Below are 19,799 nucleotides of genomic sequence, written 5' to 3'. Positions count from 1 at the left end.
TATGAGGTCGATGTCTGTGCTTCGCGGAGACTGACGTCGCAGTCGGGGTGGCGTTCGCGGAACATCCGGAGGTGTGATGCTCGTGGAATCCGGTAGACGAGGACGTGACTGACCCAGGTGCATTGGTCACGAGCGTTGTTGACACCCACGTGATCGCTTCTGGGCAGCTGGGGAGGACTCCAGTGGCCTGGGGCCAAAGGTCCGGGGATCACGGGACCATCGGCGAGTTGCGCGGGTCCGGTCAGCCTGTAGCTTGGAAAGTGCGTCAGGAGATCGCCGCAGGTATTCCGGTAGATCCTGTCGTACAGGCGCTCTGCGCTTGGCAAGAGAAAGTAGAACCAGCGTCGGCCCGCCTGCCCAGGCCGCCATTTCAGACGCGTAGGGCACACCCAGTTGATCACATCCTGGGTTCCCTGGTGCTACTCACAGCTCGATCCTCACTTCAGCTCCGTCATCCGGGAACCCCACCCAGAAGACGGAGTTTTCCCATGTCTGAGCAGACCCAGCTCGACCGCAACAAGCAGATCGTCGTGGACTATTACCAGACGGCCTTCGGCGGCAACCCGGAGAAGGCCATCGCCGACCATTTCGGCCCGGTCTACGTCCAGCACAACCCGGACGCGGCCGACGGCCCCGAAGCGTTCATCGGCTTCGTCCAGTGGCTGCGCGGCGAGTACCCGAACGTGCAGCTGAACATCAAGCGGATCATCGCCGAGGGCGACATGGTCGTCACGCACTCCCATCTCGACCTGGAGCCGGGCAACCCCGAGAACCCGGGCCGGGCGCTTGCGGACTACTTCCGGCTGGAGAACGGCAACGTCGTCGAGCACTGGGACGTCATCCAGGACGTTCCGCTGAAGGCCGCCAACTCGAATGGCATGTTCTGATGCCCACGTCGGACGCCGGCCTGTCGCCGGTCGAGGTGGTGCGCCGCCAGTACGTCGCGGCCGCCACCGGCGATCTGACGGCTTGGCGCGAGGTGGTCGCCGAGGACATCGAGTGGACCGAGTCGGCGGGCTTCCCGCTGGCGGGCACCTACCGCACGCCCGAATAAGGCCACCGGCAAGCCGATGGAGGCGCGCGTCGCGCACTCTTTCATCGTTCGCTCCGGCCAGATCGTCCGCATGGAGCAGATCGTGGATTCCGCCGCGGTCCGCGCCGCCATGGCCTGATGCCCGCACCGCCTGGGGCGCCCTCAAGGCGCCCCAGGCAGGACCCGTCCGGACCGCAGGACAACCTCCGATTCTTTCTGCCTGACTGGGGAGAACCCCTTATGCGTATCGATTTCTGGGCCGACGTCATCTGCCCTTGGTGCTATCTGGGCCACGCCCGGCTGCGCACCGCGCTCGACCGCTTTCCGCACCGGGACGCTGTGCGGGTGGTGCACCGCTCCTTCGAGCTCGACCCCGGCCGGGCCAAGGAAGACATCACACCGGTGCCCTCCTTCCTGACCGCGCGTTACGGCCCGGACGCCGCGGCCATGGACAAGCGAGTTGCCCGCATCGTCCATGGCGAGGGACTGGGTTATCGCACCGACCGTCAGGTCGGCAGCACGCTGGATGCCCACCGACTGCTGCACTGGGCCGGCGAACAGCACCGTCAGGAGCAACTGCTGCAAGCCATGATGCGAGCCAACTTCGCCCAGGCGCGCGACATCTTCACGCCCGAAGGGCTGCTCGCCATCGTCGGTGAGGCGGGGCTCGACGCGGCAGAGGCGACCGCGGCGCTCGCCGATCCGCAGTGGTATCTCGCATGCGCATCACCGCCCCGGCCCGCCTCGCCGACGCCGGTGTGGACCTGGAGGCGGCCCCGGCCGTCCTGGACGCGGCCCGCGCCGCCGTCACCGACGGCGTGCTCGGCTACGCCCTCCTGGTCGCTGAGAAGTCACCCCGACGGCCCCGCCATCTACCGCCGGGTACGTAAGCGCCCTCACATACCTGCATAGGCCCTGCGTCCTAGCGTCAGCGATGAGAACGGAAAGTCACTCCAAAAGGGAGGACGATCACCATGGCCACCACCGTGCAGGCATCCCCGAAGACGGCCGCGATCCCCGTGTCCGCAATGTGGGGCGCTGCGGCCGGACTGGTCGGCGGCGTCGGGATGGGCATCTGGATGTCGGTGTCGAGGCCGATGATGGACACTGCCATGATCACCATGGTCGCAGGGCTCCTCGGCTCCACCAACGCCTTCGCCGGCTGGCTGATCCACCTGGCCATCGCCACCTTCGCCGGCATCACCTTCGGCGTGGTGCTGGGGCAGTTCGCCCAGCGCCTCGCGCCCGCCGTCGTCCTCGGCCTCGTCTACGGCGCCGTGTGGTGGACCGTCGGCGCACTGTGGATCATGCCCGCCAACATGGGCATGCCGGTCTTCGAATGGAGCGACGTCACCGCCTCCAGCCTCGGCGCCCACCTCGTCTTCGGCCTGCTCGCCGGAGCGGCGTTCGCGTGTATCGCGCAGGCGATGGGCAAGGGCACGGGCCCGGCCTGATGAACCGCGAGGCTCCCGCGTCGACCCCCGCCCCACCGGGCGCGGCACCGCGCCGCATAGCCATCGACGGCGGTGCGGTGCCCTACTGTCTGGCCAGCAGCGCCGATGCGCTGGCCAGCCCGGCGTGGGGCGCCGCACCCCCACCGTGGGCCCCGGGACGACGCGAGGAGACGCAGCACATGAACCACGCCGCATCGGACGACGATGCCGAGCGGACCTGGTGCCTGGCCGAAGTCGACATCTTCTGCGACCTGAACGAAGCAGAGATGGAGGACATCGCCGCCGCGGCACCGATGAAGACCTACAACGCGGGCGAGATCCTCTACTCGCCCACCCAGCCCTCCGAGGTGCTCTTCATCCTCAAAAAGGGCCGGGTCCGTGTCTTCAGGGTCTCCGCCGACGGCCGCGCGCTCACGACCGCGATCATCTCCCCGGGCACCATCTTCGGCGAGATGGTCCTGCTCGGCCAGCACATGTACGACAACTACGCCGAAGCCCTCGACGACACCGTCGTATGCGTCATGAGCCGCGCGGACGTACACACGTACTTGCTGTCCGACGCCCGGATCTCCGCCCGGATCACCGCGATCCTCGGCCAACGCCTCGCCGACCTCGAACAACGCCTGTCCGACAGCGTTTTCAAAACCGTCGCCCAGCGCGTGGCGACCACCCTGGTCACGCTGAGCACCGCCCAGCCGTCGGGCAGTCCGCTGCTGCCCGGCGGACGCCACCCACAGATCGCCCTCACCCACGAGCAGCTCGCCGCGCTCGCCGGCACCTCCCGCGAAACCTGCACCAAGGTACTGCGCGACATGGCCGACCATGGACTGCTCCGCCTCGCCCGCGGGCGGATCACCGTGCTCGACCGTGAGCGTCTGAAGGACGCGGCCGGCTGATCGCCGGGAACGTCACCGAACCGTAAGACCGCCATCAACCCCCGAACCCGCAAAGGGACTTAGTCTCGCCTCCGGTCCCCGACAACCAGGAGTCACCCATGCGCGCCCGTATGGCCCTTCCGGCCGCCCTTGCCGCCGCCCTGTTCGCCCTCGCCGGGTGCGGTTCAAACGGCTCCGACGATATGGGAACCGCCACCCCGTCGAAGACGGCGTCGCCGGCCCAGCCGCCCGCGGGATCCGATGAGAGCGGTACCGGAAAGAGTGAGGTGCCGGTTCCCGAGGCGCTCACCTTCAAGGCCACCACGGTGGACGGCAAGCCTTTCGATGCGAGGACACTGGCGGGCAAGCCGACGGTGCTGTGGTTCTGGGCGCCCTGGTGCCCCAAGTGCAAGGCCCAGGCAGAAGAGACCGCCAAGGTTGCCGCCGACTACCAAGGCAAGGCCAACGTCGTAGGCGTCGCCGGCCTGGACACCAACGCCGCGATGCAAGACTTCGTCTCCGACACCGGTACGGGCTCCTTCCCGCAGCTGTCGGACGAGACGGGCGAGGTGTGGAAGCGGTTCGAAGTCACCGAGCAGAGCCGCTACGTGATCCTCGACAAGACCGGCAAGACCGTCTACGAGGGCGTGCTGCCCGGTGGCAAGGGTCTCGCCGACAAGGTCGCCGGACTCACCGGCTGAACCGTAATGTCCAACCTGCCTCTCGCGCTGGCGCTCGGCGCCGGGATGCTCGCCGCCGTCAATCCCTGCGGTTTCGCCCTGCTCCCCGCCTACCTTTCCCTTCTCGTCCTCGGTGACGACACTCCCAGCCGCACCGTCGCCGTCGGCAGAGCGCTGGCCGCCACCGCCGCCATGACCGCCGGATTCGCCACCCTCTTCGCTGTCTTCGGGCTCGCCATTCAGCCCGTCGCCGGGCAGGTCCAAGAGCATCTGCCCTGGTTCACCATCGCCTTCGGCCTCCTCATCGCCGGCTCCGGGGGCTGGCTACTCGCAGGCCGCCAACTGCCCATCCTGGCCCCCAAACTCCGGCGCGCACCGAAGGTGACCCGCTCCCTTCCCTCGATGGCACTGTTCGGCGCGGCGTACGCCACCGCCTCCCTGGGCTGCACCATCGCCCCGTTCCTCGCGATCGTCGTCTCCGCCTTCCGTACCGGCGCCACCGGCGAGGGCGTGATCCTGTTCGCCGCCTACGCAGTCGGCATGGGACTGATCGTCGCCGCCGCCTCACTGACCGTCGCCCTCACCCGCACCACCGCCGTCACCCGCCTGCGACGCCTCGGCATCATCGCCCCCCGCCTCGGCGGCGCCCTGCTCCTGATCGTCGGCACGTACGTCGCCTACTACGGCTGGTACGAGATCCGCGTCCAGGACAACCCAGCCACAACAGACCCCGTCATCGACACAGCGGGCAGCGCCCAGCGCGTTCTCGCCGACACGCTGGACACAGCCGGACCGGCTGTGATCGCAGCCCTCGTGGCCTTCCTACTGCTCGCGGCATTCCTGATCCGCCACCGCAGGCGCACCCGCCGTCACCCGCCAAGCGCGTAGGACCGGAGCCGACAGTGACATCTACGAGCTCGGCGTTATGGCGTACGAGCTCATGGTGCCGTGCCTCCCCTTCATGATGCCGAACCGGCCTCTGTCGGACGGCCGACGTCGAGAGGGTGGCGGGGTTGTGTTCGCCGCGACCCTTGACGGTGACTCCGGGGCCTCACATACTGGCGGCCAAATCGATTTGGCCAAATCGATTTGGCTCTCCGTCCAGGGCCGGATCGCGGCTGAACTTACGAGCGTTGCCCTGCGCCCGAATGGAGCCCGAACGTGTCCAGTCCCCGCCAGAGCCGGCCCGTCGTCGGCAGTCCATCCCCATCCGGCCGTGTGGCGGAAACGCCCACGACCGGCTCTTCCTTCAGCGAGCCCGCCGAGCCCGCCGAGACGCGCCACCCCGGAGTCCACCCCGTGGACGAGTCCCGCCCCTGGGGGAGGATCCTGCTCTTCGGGATCCAGCACGTGCTCGTCATGGCTGCCACACCCATCTCGGCGATCTTCCTGATGAGCGCCACCCTTGGTCTCGAAGCCGGGCTCACCGTCGACCTGCTCTCCGCAGCCTTTGTGCTCTCGGGCGTCGGTTCGCTGATCCAGTCGCTCGGGCTGTGGAAGTTCGGGCCCCGGCTGCCGTTCGTGATGCTGCCGGGCGGGGCGCCCCTCATCCTGTTCCTCGCGATCGCCGAACAGCACGGCCTGCCCACCGCCACCGGCGCCGTCGTGCTGACGGCGGTGTTCTACTTCGTCGTCCTGCCGGTCTTCTCCCGGCTGCTCAAGTTCTTCCCCGCCCTCGTCATCGGCACCATGATCGTCATAGTCGGCGTCAACCTGGTGAAGGTCGGCGCGGTGCTCGTCACCGGACGCCCCGGAGCGCCGGGCTTCGCCGATCCGCTCAACCTGGGTCTCGGCATGGCGACGATCGGGTTCACCGTCGTCTTCTACCTGTTCTTCTCCGGCATCCTCCGTCAGCTCGCCGTGATGCTCGGCCTGCTCGCCGGCACCGCTCTCGCCGCCGTGCTCGGAGCGGTCGAAGCCGCACCCGCCACCGACGGCGGACTGGTGAACCTGCCGCAGCTGATGCCTTTCGGCTCACCGGAGTTCAACCTCGTCGCCGCGCTGCCGCTGCTGCTCTACAGCCTGGCCTCCATGGCCGAGGCCACCGGCCAGACCGTCATCAACGCCGAGGCCGTCGGCAAGGAGATCGACAAGCGGGCCGATGTGTCGAAGACCATCCGCGGCGACGCGGTCACCTCGCTCTTCGGCGGTGCCTTCGGTCTGCCCCTCATGGTCACCAGCGGGGAGAACATCGGCATCGTCCGGGTCACCGGCGTCCGCAGCCGGTTCGTCACCGCCGCGGCCGGTGTCGTGCTCGTCCTCATCGGGCTCTTCGCCCCCGTCACCCGCGCGATCAGCGTGATCCCGTCCGCGGTCGTCGGCGGCACCGCCATGGTGGTCTTCGCCGTCATCACGGTGCTCGGTATCCAGATGCTCGGCCGCTCCGACCTCGACCAGCACACCAGCACGTTCATCTGCGCCGTCGCGCTCGCCCTGGGACTGCTCCCGATCCTCATCCCCGGCGTATACGGGGGGTTCCCGCCGAACCTGCGCATCCTCCTCGAAAGCGGGGTCGCCGTCGGCGCGTTCGTCGCCGCCATCCTCAACATCCTGTTCCACCACGTCAGGCCGGGCGTCGCAGCCCGTCTGACCACCACCCGTACAGAAAGCGACCGATGAACCATCCAGACCGTGACCGTCTCTTCGCACCCGGCCCGCTCCTCCTCGTACCGGACGCTGTTCTGCTGGCCGAAGGCCCTGCCGACGACTGGGCCGTCGTGGTGGAAGGCGACAGATTCCAGGACGTCGGACCGGCGGACGAACTGACGCACAGGCACCGACAGTTGCGGCCCATCCGGCTCACCGGCAAGCTGCTGATGGCCGGCTTCGTCGACGCCCACCACCACCTCACCCAGAGCTTCGGCGCCGCGCTCGCCTTCGGGGAGCCGTCGGAGATATTCCGCCGGGTCTGGGTGCCGCTCGAGGGCGCACTGGACGAGGAATCCGCCTACACGGCCGCCAAGCTGGCGGCTCTCGAGGCGCTGCGCGGCGGATTCACCACCATCGCCGACGCCGGTACCCGCGCGGACGTCGACGTCGAAGTCGTCGCCTCGGCCGCGCGCGACGCCGGGATCCGCTGCGTCCTCGGACTGGTCTGCAACGACGCGGACGAAGGAGCCGACGCGAACGCCGGCGCAGCTGCCCTGGACAACGCCGAGAAGCACCTCGCCCGGTACGCCGACGACCCACTCGTCCACCCGTCGCTCGCCATCTCCATCCCCGAGGCCGCCACCGAACGGACTCTGCGCGCCACGGCCAAGCTGGCCGCCGAGGCCGGGGCCGTCGTCCAGATCCATGTCAACGAGCACCTCGCGGGAGTCGAGCGCTCCCTGGTCAGGAACGGCCTGCGCCCCCTCGAACATCTGCACAGCATCGGAGCACTCGGACCCCAGCTCCTCGCCGCGCACGCCACGCTCCTCACGCCGCGCGAGCTGACCCTGCTCGCCGACACGGGAACCGCCGTCAGCTACAACCCCGTCGCCAGCGCGTGGAAGGGCAACGCGGTCGCCCCCGCCACCGCCATGGCCGAGCGCGGCATCCGCTTCGGGCTCGGCACCGACGGCACCCGTGGTGACGGATTCCGGCTGATGGAGGCCGCCGAGTTCGCCCAGCGGCTGGCGTACGGACTGGCCGGCGGCGACTCTTCGTCCGGGGCCGGCTGGACGTGGCTTGAGCATGCCTGCAGTGGTGGCGCGGACGCCGTCGGCCTCGGCGCCCGCACCGGAACCATCGCCCAGGGCATGGCGGCCGACTTCCTCCTCGTGGACACGGACACCCCGGAGCTCGGACTCAGTTGGGACCTGCCCTGGGAACTGGTACGGCGCGGCAACCGCGACCAGATCACGGCCGTCTTCGTCGCGGGCCGCCTGCGCATGTGGCAGGGACAGCCCGTCGACTGGGACGGGCCAGCGCTGGTGCGACGGGCGGTCGAGCTGTCCCGCGCCGTCGTCGGCAGGGCAGATGTCACCCGGATCCACCCCACGGCCACCGCGGCGCGGGCGCTCCACCGGGCACAGAAGAGGAGCGCGGCACAGTGACCTTGGCCATGCTGGCGGTCCTCGCCGTCACGGTGGCGGTGGCCGCGTTCGTCCAGGGCGGCAGCGGGATCGGCTTCGCACTGATCGTCGCGCCCGTCGCCGGGCTCCTCGACCCGAACCTGGTCCCGGTCTTCGTCCTGGCGTCGATGATTCCGCTGAACCTGTATGTGGCCTTGCGTGAACGGGCCTCGCTCGACCTGCGGGGCGCGGGCTGGATCACCGGGGCGCGGCTCGCCGCGACCCCGGCCGGCCTTGCGCTGCTCTGGCTGATCCCGGAACGCAGCCTCGGCGTCTTCGTGGGCGCTGCCACCGTGCTCGCTGCGGTGGTGAGCCTGGCCGCGCCCGCGTTCCGGCCCGGCCGGGTCGCCTATGTCGGTGCGGGCGCGGTGACGGGTCTGACCGAGACCGCCACAGGCGTCGGCGGACCGCCGCTCGCGCTGGTCTACCAGCACCGGCCGCCCGCCGAACTGCGCGCCACCGTTGCCGCCTGCTTCCTGGTCGGCGAAGTAGCCTCCCTGGCCTTGCTGTTCGCCACGGGGAAGGCACATGCCACCGAGCTCGGCCAGGTGGTTCTGCTCCTGCCGGCGATTGCCGTCGGCGCATGGCTCAGCCGCCTGGTGCACCAGCGCCTGGACACGCGCAGAATGCGCCTGTTCGTGCTGGTCTTCGCGCTGGTCTCCGGGCTGGTGCTCATGCTCGGGGTCTGACGTCGGGCCATCATCCCCGGGACCGATCTTCAGGCGCCGACCCGGAGTCCGGCTCCATGGTCACGCCGGATCGTCCTCGGATCCGATGACGATCCGGCGTGACCACGGCTGCTCAGGCTGGTGAGGTCCGTAGCGATGACGCCCGGGCGATCACCCGCGGCTCCGGGGGCACCGCCACCAGCGGGGTGGTGGTGTCCCCGCGCAGCCGGCCGAGCAGCAGATCCACCGCGTCCGACGCCGCCCGGTCCAGATGCAGGTCGACAGCGGTCAGCCGTGGCTCGCAGGTGCGGGCGCGCAGACCGTCGTAGCGGGTGACCACCATGACGTCGTCCGGAACGGCCCGCCCGCTGTCCTGGATGGCCCGCACCGCGCCCACCGCGAAGGCATCCACCAGCGCGCAGACCGCGTCCACGGCGGGATGCTCGGCGAGCAGCGCCGCACACTGTTCGTAGCCCGCCTGCTCACCGCCCGACTCCGGGGCCATGGCCACGATCGGTGTCCAGCCGTGCTCCTGGGCGAGGCGCTCGTACGAGGCGAGCGCGTCGACGGAGGAGTGCCGCGAACCGGACCCGACGATCAGCGCCGGCCGACGGGCACCCTGCTCGTGCAGATGCCCCAGCAGCAGTTCGGCGACCAGCCCGCCGCGCAGGTCGACGTACGGGGCTTCCTCGCCGGGCGACACGGGCCTGCCGAGCGCCACGTACGGCAGCCCGCGCTCACGCAGTTGAGCCGCTGCCGCATCGCCGACGTCCGGTTCGACCACGATGGCCCCGTCGATGTCGACGGAGTACAGCGCCGAACCCGACTGTACGGGCGGTACGAGCACCAGGGCGTAGTCGTGCAGCAGGGCGCTCTCCGCGGCGGCCGCCGCGACCTCCATGTAGAAGCCGAGCCGGGACGGCCCGCCCGCCACGGCGAACGGCATCGAGGAGGCCAGCGCAATGGCCTTCGCCTGCCCGCGGCGCAGCCGCTGTGCCCGGAGGTTGGGGCGGTAGCCGAGGTCCGACGCGACCTGCTGGATGCGTTCTCGCGTCCGGGGGTCGACCTTGCCGAGCCCGTTGAGGGCGTGCGACACCGTCGTACGCGAAACCCCGGCGACGCGCGCGACGTCCGTGATCGTCGGTGGCCTCGGACCGGGGGCGGATGTAACCATCTGGGCGGACACTCCTGGCTGACGGAACGGCTGACACGACCATCTTCGCCGAACGCCCGCCCGCCGGTCAGCGGATCGGGCCGTGCAGTTCCTCGACGCCGACGAGGTCGGGTCGGTACGGCCGGGTGGGACAGGCGCCGTCGAACCATCGGCGTTGCTGATCGGGCCCGGCGCTGGTCGGCGTACGCCAGGCTGTAACGCGGCACCACGCCCACGGGCGCCCTGCGTGCGGGTGCGCGACCTGGACCGCAGCCGCACGGATCTCAGGACAGGCCCACGGAACAGCTCTCCCGCGCAATTCTTGGCGGAGATGACCTATGGCGAGCTGACTTGGATGTTCTGCATCCGTGACGGGCTGTACTCGTGACGGATGGAGACGGGAGCCAGATGGAATCCGTGCATCAGCGAAGATCAGCCTCCGTCCTGGCTTAAATCATGCTTTCCATCCTTGTTTCACTGATCGTGAGTAACGCTGTGGATTGGCCTCGGGAAAAGATCTGGCAGAGGTCCTCGAGCGTCCAGGGTGCGTGCGCTTCGCACGCATATGGGCAGGTGCGGTGGCAGGCCCCGAGGCCGGCTTTGGATCGTGAAGGTGCAAGATGAGGGAAGCGCAGTTGGTGGGCCGGGAGCGTGAGCTGGCCACAGTGCCGATCAGATTGGCGAATTGGCGCCTGGTGTCCGTCGTGGGGCCGGCCGGTGTCGGGACCAGCCGGCTCGTTCGGGAGGCCGTAGCGGATCTGAAGAGGCGAGGGCAGCGCGATGTGGTGTGGGAATCGGGGGCGGACCTCGATGGACCTGCGCTCCGCGGGACCCTGGTGCGGCTCCGCCACACGCTGCGCGGGCGGTGGGGAGCGCTCCTCGTGCTCGACGACTGGGGGCTGCTCGGCGGCGCCGGTACAGATCTCGTGGCCTCGCTGTTGGAGGAGCTGCCCGGCCTCACCATCCTGCGCGCCGCGGATCGGCCCAGTGGACTGCCGGGCGAGTCGGTGCTCGTGGTGCCTCCGCTGCCCGAGTCGGGAGCCCTTGCCGTCCTTCGTAGCGCCGTCGGGCCCTGGCTGTGCGCCGATGCCCGTACCAAGGCCCGCGCTGCCGCGCTCTGTGCGCGTCTCGACGGCCTTCCTGGAGCGCTGTTGGCCGCGGCCGAGCGGCTGCATGGCCCCGAAGATCTCGCAGCGGTGGAGCGGGACCCGCACGACGAGCTTGCCGTGAGGGCAGCCCAGCGGGCCTACGCGTGCAGTTCGCGTCGTGAGCAGCAGCTCTGGCGGAGTATGTCGGTGTTCGAGGGGGAGTTCGATGTGGACGCGGTCCACGAGGTGTGTTCCTCGGGGGGCGGGCAGACGGCCGACACCATCGCCCTGCTGGACCGGATCGGATCCTGCGTGCTCGTGCCCGGCCGCGGAGCGCCCGGGGGTGACGGCATGGAACGGCGGGCTGCCGAACTTCGGATGACGGGTCCGGCGCGGCATGTGGGTGCCCAGGCGCTGAACGCTCGCGGCGAGCGATGGGCCCTGGTGCTGCGTCACCGGCAGTGGTGTCTCGGTCTGGCGCGACAGGCCGAGATCTGGTGGAGCGAGGGCCGTCAGCGCGAGGCAAGGGAGTTGGCCCTGCGTCGGTTGGCCGATTTCACCGTTGCCGCGGATCCTCGCACCAACCCGTTGTCACCGAAGACCGAGAGCGGGATGGCGCTGGAGATACTCGTGCGCCTCTGGTTCGTCTGGGCCGTGTGCGGGCGGGCCAGACTGGGACGGGCGCTGCTGCAGAGCGCCATGGAGCAGTGGCACGGCCGCGAGCCGATGCCCGCGCGCGTGTTGTGGCTGAATGCCTGGCTGGAGTTGGAGGCTGCCGGAGAGGTGACCGGCGCCGAGACCGCGCTGGCCCAGGCACGCTCCGCTGCAGAACAGGAGGGTGACGACCACTGCCTTGCCCTGGTCACTCACTTGAGCGGCGCAATCGCTCTGTGGCAAGGACAACCGGACCGCGCCGTGGAGGAGTTCCGTCAGGCCATCGAACTGCTGGGCACAGAACTGGACTTGGGCCCCGGGCCCATCGGCTTTCGGGCGGCCCTTGCGCTGGCTCTGGTGCGTACGGACTCGGAGTCCGGGCATGTGGCGGTGGAGCGTGCATTGCGAGGTGTGCACTCACCGCGTGACGAATCCGCCGAGGCCTGGCTCTGCTATGCACAGGCCGAACTGCTGAGCTGGGAGGGCCACCGCGCCGCCGCGGCCCGCTGGGCCCAGCGGGCCATGCGGGACCACCTTGCATTCGGCAACCGGACGGCAGCGGCCTGCGCCGCCGAGCTTGCGGCCGATATAGAGGCGGCGCTCGGCCGACTGCCCGCAGCGCGAGGCCTCTTCGAGTCGGCCGCCCGGATCCGTCCCGCCGACGCCGATGTCGCTGAGTACTGTGCCCCTCGGCGGCTCCGCTGCGAGGCCGTGCTGAGTGCCGGGCCTGGCTGAGGCGCCGATCCAGGGCTGGTGTACCGCCTGCCGGACGGCAGGGTTGACCAGATGTGGTTCGCCGACGGTGCCTCGATGCGGTCCGCCGGACTGCTCAGCGGCGAGGGCGTCGAACGGGTGGTGCTGCTGTTGGACGGCCGCATCGGCGGTGCCACAGCCGTGGGCATCACGGTGGAGCCGGCAGGCGGCTCGACCCGGCCCACGACCGAGCCGCCGGGATTGATGGATCTACCGGCCTGACGGCCCTTGGTATGTGCGTGACCTGCGAGTACGCGGTGGCGCAGGGTCCGATCGGGTGAATGACCAAGCCGGGTCTCCCCACCGCTACGAATCAACTAGGTGAACACAAGGGCAAGAGCAGTCGCGCACGGCACCTTGGCCGCACTCGGTGGTTTGGTTGCCGGCGTTGCCGCGCCGGCCGTCGCCGAGCTGGTCTCCGTCGCCGCGCGTCCCGCGGCCGGGCCGGTCACCGCGGTCGGCGGAGCCGTCATCGACCTTCTCGCGCTCTTCGCCGTGGCCCTGGGGCTGTTGTCGCTGCGTCGGCGGCGGGTCGCCTCGGCCGGTGTGCTCGTGATCGGTGTGGTCGGCGCGGCAGCGGCGCTGTCCCGACCGGACTCGGCCGGCCTTGTGGACGCTGTTCTGCCACGCGGCGTGGATCTGAAAGTGCCCGGTGTGGCGCCGTTCACCACACCGAACCGCGACTTCTACCGCGTCGACACAGCGCTGACCGTGCCCCAGGTCGACGCCGACACCTGGCGGCTCAGCCTGCACGGCACCGAAGTCGGCGGCCCGTACATCAGTTCCGCGCTGGCTCGGCGTTCCCCTGGCCGCACTGTTCGAAGAAGCAGGGGTGCGCCCGCCCTCCCGGGGTGGTCCCGCCCTCCCGTGGCGGTCCCGCCGACCAGCTCGTGGCCCGCTCGGTGGACGGCATGACCATCGGCACCCCTGTCGAGACCGTCGTGGACGGACGGGACGCGATGCTCGCCGTCGGCATGAGCGGTGAACCGCTGCCGTTCGACCACGGCTTCCCGGTCCGGATGCTCGTACCGGGCCTGTACGGCTACGTCTCGGCCTGCAAGTGGATCAAGGACATCGAACTCACCACCTTCGACGCGTACGACGCCTACTGGGTGCAGCGGGACTGGGCACCCAAAGCACCGATCAAGACCCAGTCCCGGATCGACAGCCCCAAGCCCTTCGCCCGGCCGAAGTCCGGCAAGGTCACCGTGGCCGGTATCGCCTGGGCCCAGCACCGGGGGATCGACAGGGGCGAGGTGCGCGTCGACGAAGGCGCGTGGCAGCGGGCGGAGCCGGCGGCCGAGGGCCCGCTGGACACATGGCGGCAGTGGCGCTGGGACTGGCCCGCCACATCCGGTTCGCACACCCTCCAGGTCCGTGCCACCGACGGCACCGGCACCCCACAGACCAGCAAGCGCACCCACACCATCCCGGATGGCGCGTCCGGATGGCACTCGGTGGTGGTCAACGTGACCTGACCCGCCCCCGGTTGCCCCCCACGCACAACACCCGGCTCGCGCCCGCGAGCCCGACCCCCCGAGGAGAACACCATGCATGCCACCCTCCGCCTTCGCCGCACCGCCATCGCGGCCACCGCCGCCCTGGTCCTGCCGATCGCGCTCACCGCCTGCTCCGACGACAAGGGCAGCAACCAGGCCGCCGACAAGACACCCGCCGCCACCCAGAGCGAGGAGAAGCCCGCCGAGGACCCCATGTCCGGACCTTTCGGACCGGCCTGTGACGCCGTGCCCAAGGACGGCGCCGGCAGCTTCGACGGCATGGCACAGGACCCGGTCGCCACTGCCGCGTCCAACAACCCCGCCCTGTCCACCCTCGTCACCGCGGTGAAGAAGGCCGGCCTCGTCGATACCCTGAACAACGCCCAGAACATCACGGTGTTCGCGCCCACCAACGACGCCTTCGCCAAGATCCCGAAGGAGGACCTGGACAAGGTCCTGGCCGACAAGGCCATGCTCACCAAGGTCCTCACCTACCATGTGGTGGGCGAGAAGCTCACCCCGCAGCAGCTGGAGAACGGCTCCTTCGAAACCCTCGAGAAGAGCAAACTCACCACCTCCGGCTCCGGTGAGAACTACACCGTCAACGACTCCTCCAAGGTCGTCTGCGGCAACGTCCCCACCGCCAACGCCACCGTCTACATCGTCGACACCGTCCTGATGCCCAAGATGTAGCGCCCGAGCACCGTCGAGACATCACCGTGCCCGGTCACCGAGCTGCCCAGCTCCATGACCGGGCACGCCCGTGTGGTGGGCCGCGGCAGCCGCGCTCCCTGCGCGGACTGTCAGGCGGGAAGCCGGCCGGTGACGGCCCAGGCCAGCATCGACTCGGGTTCCGACCGTGCGGCGTGCCCGTACCAGCGCTCGTAGTCGACGGACCCGATGAAGTCACGGGCCTCGCGCGTGCCCTGCTCGCGCAGCGGCGCGACGTCCGGGGTTCCCCGCTGAGGGTGACCGACAGCCTGCCAGTAGCGGTCGCCCGCTCCGTACGCGAGGGCGGAGGACTTGCCGTCCTTGGTGGCGGCGAGGGCGGCGGCGAGCATGTCGAGGCCGAGCGCGATGCCGAAGCTGTCGCCGATCCGTTGTTTCGAGAGGAGCATCGCGCGAGCGTGCTCGACGGCTTGTGTGGCTCGCTGCTCCACCAGCCCTATGACGCAGAGTTGGTACTCCGCGTACGACCGTGTCCAGTGCTCGCCGATCGCGGCGCACTCGTCGCGCAGCAGCTCCGACTCATGGCGTGCCCGGTCGAGCTGGCCGGATCCGGTGAGTGCGAAGGCGCGTACGAGCCGGCACATGAGCGCGGGCCCGGCGGCGCCGTCCTGGCGGCCGTCCTGCACCGCGGCCAGGACGTCGTCCACGCGTTCCATCGCCTCGCGGGGCTGTCCCTGCAGGAGATGGCTCAGCCCTTGCAGGTATGCCGCCCGCAGCATGCCGACCTGATGGTCCGGGGTGGCGGCCGCCTCGATCGAGCACGCCGCCGCATGAGTGTGACCGTTTGCGTAGTCTCCCTGCAGGATGTGGATGAGGCCCATCGCCCACTGGCCCTGGCACCGCAGCGGACCGCGCACATCGGTCGCGGCCAACGCGCGGCCCACATACCGCTGGGCCTCGTGCAGCCGCCCGCTGCACGTCCACCAGAAGGCGACCAGCCCGGCAAGCTCCAGCGCGTCGTCAGGGCGCCAGGTGAGCAAATGATCCGCGGCCGCGCAGATATCAGAGTGCAGCGCGGACACGGTGCGATACCAGGAGGCCTGTCCCGGACCGGCCCAATCGTGCTCGGCCTGCCGCACGAGATCCAAGTGATAGGTCGCATGCCGGTCGGCGGCCTGCTCGGCCTCGCCCAGTTCGTCGAGCCAGAGCCGGCCGTATTCCCGGATGGTGTCGAGCATGCGGCAGCGGCCGCGCTCGGACGTGACGACGGACTTGGTCACCAGCCCGGCCAGTCCCTTACTCAAGTCCGTCGGCGACAGCGGCGGGTACGCGCAGACTACGCGGGCCGCGTCCTCGTCGAATCGCCCGCGCAACACCGACAACCGGGCCCACACCAGCCGCTCTTGCGGTGTGCACAGCTCATGGCTCCAGCCCACCGCCGTCCGCAGCGCACCGTGCCGCCGCGGGCCATTCGGCCGAGGCGTATCCCGCGTTTCCAGGCTGAGCAGCGTCCGCGCGCCGAGCTGCTCGATGGTCTCACTGCGCAACTGCGCGGCGGCAAGTTCCAAGGCCAGCGGCAGCCCGTCCAGTTGAGCGCACACCTCGGCGACCAGCTTCCCGTCGCCGACAGCCTGCAGACGCAGGCCGGCCTCGGTCGCCCGGATGGTGAACAGCTCGATGGCGTCCGTCGCCCCGGGCAGCGGATCGACCCGGATCACGCGCTCCGTCTCCAGACGCAGCGGCTCACGGCTCGTGGCCAGCACGGTCAGGTTCGGGCAGGCGCCGAGCAGTTCGGCGACCATGCGGCGACAGGGTTCGAGCGGGTGCTCGCAGGAGTCCACCACCAGCAGTTTCGGCCGTTCGCCGATCCACATGGACAGTGCCTCGATGGGCATCCGCGGGGTGTGGTCGGCGAGATCGTAGGCGTCCGCGACGAGCGGTACGAGCAGTTCGGGATCCTGCAGCTGCCAGAGGTCGGCCCAGCACACTTCTCCCAGCTCCGCGGGCAGGCCGAGGTTCACGCGATGGCGGGCCAGGCGTGATTTTCCCACGCCGGCGACGCCGGTCAGCGTGATGAGCCGGTGTTCCCGAAGTGCCTGATCGACACAGGAGAGTTCGCGCAAACGGCCCACGAACAGATTGTCTTCCTCACTGCCTTTGAACTGCACCACCACAGTCTGACGTGTGGGCGACCACACTGTCCCGAGGACGGCGATCGAGGTGCCGGATCCGCCGTAGACTGCCGGCCGACCCTTCCGCCCCTTCCGCCTGATCAACCGAAAGGCTGCGGCCGACTTGACCGCCGAACGCGAGATCACCGCGCCCGTCGACCTGTGCCTGCCCGACGGGCGGCTCAACCCCGGTGCGGTCGGCTGGAGTCGCCGCCCCCTGCACCGCGCGAACCTGCGCGGCTGGGGCCGCGGCAAGCGCTGGGAGTACTGGGGCATTGTCACCCCCTCCCACATCGTCGGCCTGGTCGCCTCCTCCCTCGACTACGCCGGTGTGCACGGTGTCTACGTCCTCGACCGTGCGACGGGCCAGGAGGTGTCCAAGGACGCGGTGACGCCGCTGGCGCGCGGTGTGCGGATGCCCGAACGCAGCGGCGCCGGCACGGCCGTCGTCCGGGGCGGCGGGGTGTCGATCGAACTCGTCCAGCACGAGGCGGGCACCACGATCAGTGCCGCCGCCCCCGGGATCGCCCTGGAGGCCGAGGTCCCGCTGCCGGACGGCCATGAATCGCTCGGCGTCGTCGTCCCCTTCAGCCGCCGCCGCTTCCAGTACACGGTGAAGGACCTCGGGCGGCCCGTGCACGGGCACCTGACGCTCGGTTCGCAGCGGATCGGGATCGACGAGAGCGACTCCTTCGCTGTCCTCGACCACGGGCGCGGCAGGTGGCCTTACGCCGTCACCTGGAACTGGGCGGCCGGCTGCGGCCCCGGACGTGCCGTCCAGTTCGGCGGCAAGTGGACCGACGGCACCGGCTCGACGGAGAACGCCCTGTTCGTCGACGGCCGGCTGCACAAGATCAGCGATGAGCTGACCTGGGCCTACGACCGCGCGGACTGGCTGCGTCCGTGGCGTATCGACGGGCCCGGGGTGCAGGCCCTTTTCCACCCGTTCCATGAGAAGGCCGCCCGGACCAACCTGGGTCTTGTGGCCAACGAGACGCACCAGTGCTTCGGTCATTTCACGGGACGGGTGCGGACCGATGACGGCACCTGGGTGGACATCGACGGACTGACCGGGTGGGCGGAGGAGGCTCGCAACCGCTGGTGACCAACGGGCGCCGGACCGAACAGGGCCGACGCCCGTTGCCGCTCACTCCTGGTGCGACACCGTCTCGTCCCGGCGGGCCAAGGCGACGGCCCCTGCCGCGACCAGGGCGCATGCGCCGGCCACCAGCCACAGGGTGACGTAGGCCGACTCGCTCGGCGCGGCCCCGTCCTCGGTGAGCAGAGAGCCGAGGACCGTGGCGAACACACCACCGGCCACGGCGCCGCCGAGCGTCTTGACGTTGTTGTAGACCGCGGTCGCGATCCCGGAGCGCGACACGTCACTGGCCTCCACGATGACGGTGGGCATCGCGCTGAGGGCGAGACCGACGGCGAAGCCGAGGAAGGCGTACGTCAGCGACATGTGCCACCACGTGTCGTGCAGCAGCGCGAACGAGCCGAACGACAGCGTGATCACCGCGAAGGCGCCCATGACCGCGGGCCGGTACCCGGTGCGGCCCGCGATACGCGCGGTGAGCGTCGAACCGAGCACACTGCCCACCGCCCCCGGAAGCGCCATCAGCGCGAGCGAGAGGGCCCCCAGACCGAAGCCGTAACCGGTCTTCGCGGGGTCCGCCGCCCAGTATGTGGTGTTCGGGGCCTGCACACCGAAGAAGAAGACCCCGAACAGGAACGAGGTCAGATAGAAGGGCGACGCAGCGCCAGAACGCGCGCAACGGACGGATCAAGGACTACCGCATCGAGGTGTCCGTCGACGGCAGCACGTGGAAGGAAGTTGCCGCAGGTTCACTCACTGAGCAACTGACTCCGCAGAACATCGAATTCAATGCCGCTCCCGGACGTTATGTGCGGCTGACCGGACTGTCCTCCCACGCCGGCAATGCGTTCGGCGGTGCGGCCGAACTCAATGTCGCAGGACGCGAGTCCTGACACGCTTCGCAGCGAGTGTGCGGCGTCGGGCGCGAAATACCCGACGCCGCACACCTCTGGCGGCCCCGCACTCATGGTGCCCCCGGAAAGCCTCAGCCCACGGCAGGCTGAGGGTGCAGGCAATGCCACCGGTGACCGTCGCCCTGCACATCCTCCGGGGGGAAGACGGTCGCGCAGGCATCGTCAGCTTTCCAGCACCGGGTGCGGAACGGACAGCCGGCCGGTGGCTGGGTCGCCGAGGGAATCGGGCCCTGGAGGACGATGCGGTCGGAGCGTTCGAGGAGGCTGGGCGTCGCCGACAGGAGCGCCTCGGTGTACGGGTGACGCGGGCGGCCCGTCACATCGTCCGCCGCGCCCTCCTCGACCACCCGGCCCAGGTAGAGCACCGCGATGCGGTCGGCGAGATAGCGCACGGTCTGCACGTCGTGGGAGATGAACACCATGGCGAGTCCGAGGCGTTCGCGCAGTTCCGTGAGGAGGTTGAGGATCTGGGCGCGCACCGAGACGTCCAGTGCGCTGGTGGGCTCGTCGGCGACGATGAGTTCGGGCTCCAGGGCGAGTGCCCGCGCGATGGCCACGCGCTGCCGCTGGCCGCCGGACAGCTGGCCGGGCAGCGCGTCGAGGGTGTGGCCGGGGAGTCCGACCAGGTCGAGGAGCTCCCGCACGCGCGCCTCGCGTGCGGCACGTGTGCCCCGGCGGTGCACGTCCAGCGGATCGCGCAGGATCTGCCGAACTGAAAGGCGCGGGTTGAGCGCGGTGGACGCGTCCTGGAAAACGACGCCGACGGACGGTCCGAACTGTGTGCGGCGTTCGGTGCCGGACAGGGACCAGAGGTCCTTGCCGCGGAAGTCGACCTGCCCTTCGGTCGGGCGCTGCAGCCCTGTGACCACGCGGGCCAGGGTGGACTTTCCGCACCCCGACTCGCCGACCAGACCGAGGATTTCGCCGGCCTGTATCTGCAGCGTGACATCGGTGAGGGCGAACACGGAGTCGCGGCGCAGCACACCGCCGCTGCGGGCTTTGTGCCGCACATGGATTCCGTCCAGCCGGATCAG

Annotated in this window: 18 protein-coding genes and 2 pseudogenes; 16 read left to right on the top strand and 4 right to left on the bottom strand. The window is 69.9% G+C overall.

Annotated features, from left to right (window positions below):
- The first annotated feature begins 488 nt into the window (after positions 1–488).
- The 10 genes and pseudogenes from ACIBI4_RS04505 (at position 489) to ACIBI4_RS04460 (ending at position 8,786) form a co-directional block, all read left to right on the top strand.
- Positions 489–887, top strand: a complete 399-nt coding sequence (locus ACIBI4_RS04505) for an ester cyclase (protein WP_399202094.1) — start codon at positions 489–491, stop codon at positions 885–887.
- Positions 887–1,172 (top strand): annotated as a pseudogene (locus ACIBI4_RS04500) (nuclear transport factor 2 family protein). The gene ACIBI4_RS04505 and the pseudogene ACIBI4_RS04500 overlap by 1 nt, the downstream one beginning before the upstream one ends.
- 101 nt (positions 1,173–1,273) lie before the next feature.
- Positions 1,274–1,945, top strand: coding sequence for a DsbA family oxidoreductase (locus ACIBI4_RS04495; protein ID WP_399202093.1), 672 nt, complete (start codon positions 1,274–1,276; stop codon positions 1,943–1,945).
- Positions 1,946–2,007: 62 nt separating this feature from the next.
- The gene (locus ACIBI4_RS04490; protein WP_399202092.1) at positions 2,008–2,487 is read left to right on the top strand and encodes a hypothetical protein; all 480 of its coding nucleotides are present in this window, start codon (positions 2,008–2,010) and stop codon (positions 2,485–2,487) included.
- A 179-nt stretch (positions 2,488–2,666) separates the two neighbouring features.
- Positions 2,667–3,383 (top strand): Crp/Fnr family transcriptional regulator, encoded by a 717-nt coding sequence (locus tag ACIBI4_RS04485; RefSeq protein WP_399202091.1) that lies wholly within the window; start codon positions 2,667–2,669, stop codon positions 3,381–3,383.
- Between the two features lie 98 nt (positions 3,384–3,481).
- A complete protein-coding gene (locus tag ACIBI4_RS04480; RefSeq protein ID WP_399202090.1) occupies positions 3,482–4,063 on the top strand; it encodes a redoxin domain-containing protein in 582 nt (193 codons plus the stop codon).
- Positions 4,064–4,069: 6 nt separating this feature from the next.
- Positions 4,070–4,930 carry a cytochrome c biogenesis CcdA family protein gene (locus ACIBI4_RS04475; protein ID WP_399202089.1) on the top strand — a complete coding sequence of 287 codons (861 nt, stop codon included), beginning with the start codon at positions 4,070–4,072 and terminating at the stop codon, positions 4,928–4,930.
- A 273-nt stretch (positions 4,931–5,203) separates the two neighbouring features.
- A complete protein-coding gene (locus ACIBI4_RS04470; RefSeq protein WP_399202088.1) occupies positions 5,204–6,661 on the top strand; it encodes a uracil-xanthine permease family protein in 1,458 nt (485 codons plus the stop codon).
- The gene (locus ACIBI4_RS04465; protein WP_399202087.1) at positions 6,658–8,079 is read left to right on the top strand and encodes an amidohydrolase family protein; all 1,422 of its coding nucleotides are present in this window, start codon (positions 6,658–6,660) and stop codon (positions 8,077–8,079) included. Before ACIBI4_RS04470 ends, ACIBI4_RS04465 begins: the two co-directional genes overlap by 4 nt.
- Positions 8,080–8,087: 8 nt before the next feature.
- On the top strand, positions 8,088–8,786 hold the full coding sequence (locus tag ACIBI4_RS04460) for a TSUP family transporter (protein ID WP_399202643.1): 699 nt from the start codon (positions 8,088–8,090) through the stop codon (positions 8,784–8,786).
- 112 nt (positions 8,787–8,898) lie between these two features.
- On the opposite strand, the gene ACIBI4_RS04455 is transcribed toward ACIBI4_RS04460, so the two are convergent.
- Entirely contained in the window at positions 8,899–9,939 is a 1,041-nt protein-coding gene (locus ACIBI4_RS04455) for a substrate-binding domain-containing protein (RefSeq protein ID WP_399202086.1), read from the bottom strand.
- Between the two features lie 860 nt (positions 9,940–10,799).
- Between ACIBI4_RS04455 and ACIBI4_RS04450 the strand changes: the two genes are divergently transcribed.
- From ACIBI4_RS04450 to ACIBI4_RS04435, 4 genes and pseudogenes are all read left to right on the top strand, one after another.
- Entirely contained in the window at positions 10,800–12,395 is a 1,596-nt protein-coding gene (locus ACIBI4_RS04450) for a tetratricopeptide repeat protein (protein ID WP_399202085.1), read from the top strand.
- 18 nt (positions 12,396–12,413) lie between these two features.
- Positions 12,414–12,635, top strand: a complete 222-nt coding sequence (locus ACIBI4_RS04445) for an anti-sigma factor (RefSeq protein WP_399202084.1) — start codon at positions 12,414–12,416, stop codon at positions 12,633–12,635.
- Between the two features lie 99 nt (positions 12,636–12,734).
- Positions 12,735–13,891 (top strand): annotated as a pseudogene (locus tag ACIBI4_RS04440) (molybdopterin-dependent oxidoreductase).
- A 72-nt stretch (positions 13,892–13,963) separates the two neighbouring features.
- Positions 13,964–14,605, top strand: coding sequence for a fasciclin domain-containing protein (locus tag ACIBI4_RS04435; protein WP_399202083.1), 642 nt, complete (start codon positions 13,964–13,966; stop codon positions 14,603–14,605).
- A gap of 110 nt (positions 14,606–14,715) precedes the next feature.
- Here the strand turns inward: ACIBI4_RS04435 and ACIBI4_RS04430 are convergent, their stop codons facing one another.
- A complete protein-coding gene (locus tag ACIBI4_RS04430; protein ID WP_399202082.1) occupies positions 14,716–16,755 on the bottom strand; it encodes an ATP-binding protein in 2,040 nt (679 codons plus the stop codon).
- Positions 16,756–16,876: 121 nt separating this feature from the next.
- On the opposite strand from ACIBI4_RS04430, the gene ACIBI4_RS04425 reads away from it, so the two are divergent.
- Positions 16,877–17,857 (top strand): DUF2804 domain-containing protein, encoded by a 981-nt coding sequence (locus ACIBI4_RS04425; protein ID WP_399202081.1) that lies wholly within the window; start codon positions 16,877–16,879, stop codon positions 17,855–17,857.
- A 42-nt stretch (positions 17,858–17,899) separates the two neighbouring features.
- On the opposite strand, the gene ACIBI4_RS04420 is transcribed toward ACIBI4_RS04425, so the two are convergent.
- On the bottom strand, positions 17,900–18,496 hold the full coding sequence (locus ACIBI4_RS04420) for an MFS transporter (protein ID WP_399202642.1): 597 nt from the start codon (positions 18,494–18,496) through the stop codon (positions 17,900–17,902).
- A gap of 62 nt (positions 18,497–18,558) precedes the next feature.
- On the opposite strand from ACIBI4_RS04420, the gene ACIBI4_RS04415 reads away from it, so the two are divergent.
- Positions 18,559–18,744 carry a discoidin domain-containing protein gene (locus ACIBI4_RS04415; protein ID WP_399202080.1) on the top strand — a complete coding sequence of 62 codons (186 nt, stop codon included), beginning with the start codon at positions 18,559–18,561 and terminating at the stop codon, positions 18,742–18,744.
- A gap of 92 nt (positions 18,745–18,836) precedes the next feature.
- Here the strand turns inward: ACIBI4_RS04415 and ACIBI4_RS04410 are convergent, their stop codons facing one another.
- On the bottom strand, positions 18,837–19,799 hold the full coding sequence (locus tag ACIBI4_RS04410; protein ID WP_399202641.1) for an oligopeptide/dipeptide ABC transporter ATP-binding protein: 963 nt from the start codon (positions 19,797–19,799) through the stop codon (positions 18,837–18,839).

Origin of the sequence: Streptomyces sp. NPDC050418, from assembly GCF_044458745.1 — a bacterium.
Lineage (GTDB): Bacteria > Actinomycetota > Actinomycetes > Streptomycetales > Streptomycetaceae > Streptomyces.
The sequence above is the reverse complement of the archived record's forward strand: the minus strand, read 5'-3'. Positions and strand labels throughout refer to the sequence as shown.

What these genes read in the sequence shown, in the direction of transcription:
- ACIBI4_RS04480 (WP_399202090.1), top strand. Translation starts at nt 3,482, where the DNA reads ATGCGCGCCCGTATGGCCCTTCCGGCCGCCCTTGCCGCCGCCCTGTTC.
- ACIBI4_RS04485 (WP_399202091.1), top strand. Translation starts at nt 2,667, where the DNA reads ATGAACCACGCCGCATCGGACGACGATGCCGAGCGGACCTGGTGCCTG.
- ACIBI4_RS04455 (WP_399202086.1), bottom strand. Translation starts at nt 9,939, where the DNA reads ATGGTTACATCCGCCCCCGGTCCGAGGCCACCGACGATCACGGACGTC.
- ACIBI4_RS04495 (WP_399202093.1), top strand. Translation starts at nt 1,274, where the DNA reads ATGCGTATCGATTTCTGGGCCGACGTCATCTGCCCTTGGTGCTATCTG.
- ACIBI4_RS04505 (WP_399202094.1), top strand. Translation starts at nt 489, where the DNA reads ATGTCTGAGCAGACCCAGCTCGACCGCAACAAGCAGATCGTCGTGGAC.
- ACIBI4_RS04435 (WP_399202083.1), top strand. Translation starts at nt 13,964, where the DNA reads ATGCATGCCACCCTCCGCCTTCGCCGCACCGCCATCGCGGCCACCGCC.
- ACIBI4_RS04475 (WP_399202089.1), top strand. Translation starts at nt 4,070, where the DNA reads ATGTCCAACCTGCCTCTCGCGCTGGCGCTCGGCGCCGGGATGCTCGCC.
- ACIBI4_RS04490 (WP_399202092.1), top strand. Translation starts at nt 2,008, where the DNA reads ATGGCCACCACCGTGCAGGCATCCCCGAAGACGGCCGCGATCCCCGTG.
- ACIBI4_RS04465 (WP_399202087.1), top strand. Translation starts at nt 6,658, where the DNA reads ATGAACCATCCAGACCGTGACCGTCTCTTCGCACCCGGCCCGCTCCTC.
- ACIBI4_RS04460 (WP_399202643.1), top strand. Translation starts at nt 8,088, where the DNA reads ATGCTGGCGGTCCTCGCCGTCACGGTGGCGGTGGCCGCGTTCGTCCAG.